Consider the following 2,377-nt stretch of genomic DNA (forward strand, 5'->3'; position numbering starts at 1 on the left):
CGCCGGCTGCGCCGGCGGGCTCCCCGTCCCCCGGTCCGGGCGTCGGGTCCGGGTACCCGGGCGCGCCGCCCGCGCCCGGGTACCCCGGCGCGGGCGGCGAGTCCGGCTGCCCCGGCGCGGATGTCGGGCCCGCGTGCCCCGGCGCGGGTGGTGGGACGGCGGCCGGCTGGTCCACACCGATCGCGCGGCCGAGCTGGTCGAGGCGGTGCCCCTGGGCGGTCAGCCGCTGGTGCAGGTAATCGGCGGCGGCGTGCAGGTCACGGCGGCGTTCGGACTCGACCGCGGCGTCCCGCTCGCCGGCGCGGCGCTGCTCGGCGAGCTGGCGGGCCAACGCCGCGTACTCCTCGAAGGACACGGTCACTGCTCCCCGTCCGGCTCGTGCCCGTCGCGGGCGAACGGCACGATCAGTCGGGTGCGGTGGTCGTGCCGGTCGACCAGCAGCGCCCGGTCGGCGCGGGGCGTGTAGGCGAGGTCGTGCACCCCGAGGTGCAGGGCCAGCTCGGCGCCGGGCACGTTGAGCGCGACCAGGCAGGCGACGTCGTCGCGGTTCTGCGTGCCGCCCAGGTCGTCGGCGAGCCGGCGCAGGCCGCGCCACCAGCCGAGCAGGTGCACCCCCTGGGCGGGGCCCTGTCGCAGCAGCGTGCGCAGGTCGTCCAGGCCGGAACGGAAGGTGACCGGGTCGGCCGCCCCGAGCACCGGTGCGGCGGCGTCCATGCCGAACACCACCAGGTATTCGCGCCCGGCCGGCTCGGCGGCCAGCGTGGCGACCCGGTCGCGCAGCCCGGCCGCGTCGACGCGTTCCACCGGGTGGCCGGCTGCCCGCAGCGCGGTCTCGGTCTCGTCGGCGACCGGGTCGGCGGCGGTGACCAGGGAGGCCAGCAGGAACCGGGCGTCGCCGGCGGCATGTTGCCGGGCCAGGCTCAGTGTCGCGGCGTGCAGCACGTCCGCGCCGGCCGGTGCCGTGCCCACCACGGCGAGGTGTCGGCCGGGAGCGGCGTCCATCAGGAACAGCGCGGTGGTGCCGTGCACGTCGACGGTCCGGCCGACCAGGGCCATCGGGCGCCGGCCACCGGGGCGCAGACCGGCGAAGGTGGGGTCGTCCTCGACCCGCGCCGTCTCGTACCCCTTGAAGACCGCGGGCGGCCGCGCGGCCGGCGGGCGGGCCTGCCACAGCTCGTGGCGCAGCGCGGCGAGGTCGGCGGCGGCGGCGTGCGCGTCGGGGAAGCGCAGCACGGTGTCGGCGCCGACCGCGCCGGCGGCGGTGTTGACCACGGCGGAGCCGATCGGCAGGGCCGCGGCGGCGTCGTTGAGCGGGTCGAGCACCCCGCCGCCACCGGGCAGCGCCACCCGCAGCGCGAACTGCCCGAAGATCGCCTCGGCCCGCCCGTAGAGCGCCTCGATGCCGGTCATGCTCTGGCTGGCCAGCACCAGGTGTACGCCGTAGGAGCGACCCTTGCGGGCCAGCTCCTCCAGCAGGTCGACGGACTCCCGGGCCAGCGCGTCGTTGCCGGCGAGCAGCACGTGGAACTCGTCGACGACCGCCACGATGCGTGGCAGCGGATCGCCCCGGGGCAGGTCGGCGAGCTTGGTGACGCCGTGCCGCTTCAGCGCGGTGGCCCGGCGTTGTGCCTCGCGGCGCAGCTCGCGCAGCACGGCGAGCCCGTACTCCCGGTCGGATTCGATGCCGACGGCACGGGCGTGCGGCAGCCAGGACGGGTCACGCCCGGTGGGCACGAACTCGGTGAAGCTGACGCCCTCCTTGAAGTCGAGCAGGTAGAGCTGGAGCTCGGCCGGGGAGTAGCGGGCGGCCAGCCCGTAGAGGACGTCGAGCAGGAAGACGGTCTTGCCGGCGCCGGTGCGCCCGCCGACCAACCAGTGCGGGGTGGCGTCGTCGAAGGCGACCATCAGCGGAGTGTCGAAGGCGACGGTCAGTGGGGCGCGGCCGGCCCGGCCGATCACGGTCCGCAGACCGTTGGCTGCGGACTCGGCCCAGCGCCGCTCCGGCAGCAGCTCGGCGAAGCGCAGCTCGTCGGTGCGGCGGGCGGCGGCGCCCAGGTGCTCGGCGAGCGCGCGCACCGAGGCCGGCGGGGGGTCACCGTCGAGCAGCACCGGCGCGGCGAGGCCGCTGCCGTCGGGGCTGAACGGGGCGTTGGGCGGGTCGCCGACCTGCGCGTACCGCTCGCCGAGCCGGACCGCGGTGGTGCCGCCCAGCGGCGGCGGGGTCTCGCCCGGCAGCCGGGGCGGGTGGCCCGCGAGCAGCACGCAGACGGCGGCGGCCGGGCCGGCGTGGGTGAGCGCGGCGAGCCGGGCCAGCTCACGCGGCGGCGGGGCGGCGGTGGCGACCAGCACGAGCAGCTGCCGGGCGTCGGGGTCGGCG

The 2,377-nt window shown here is 77.8% G+C and carries 1 protein-coding gene and 1 pseudogene; both read right to left on the bottom strand.

Annotation, left to right across the window (positions count from 1 at the left end):
- Nucleotides 1–355 (bottom strand): annotated as a pseudogene (locus EAD89_RS30000) (hypothetical protein); the annotation flags it as partial.
- Between the two features lie 2 nt (nucleotides 356–357).
- On the bottom strand, nucleotides 358–2,377 hold a 2,020-nt coding region (locus EAD89_RS30005), incomplete at its 5' end, for an FtsK/SpoIIIE domain-containing protein (RefSeq protein ID WP_121678030.1).

This window comes from Micromonospora sp. BL4, from assembly GCF_003667505.1.
GTDB lineage: Bacteria > Actinomycetota > Actinomycetes > Mycobacteriales > Micromonosporaceae > Micromonospora.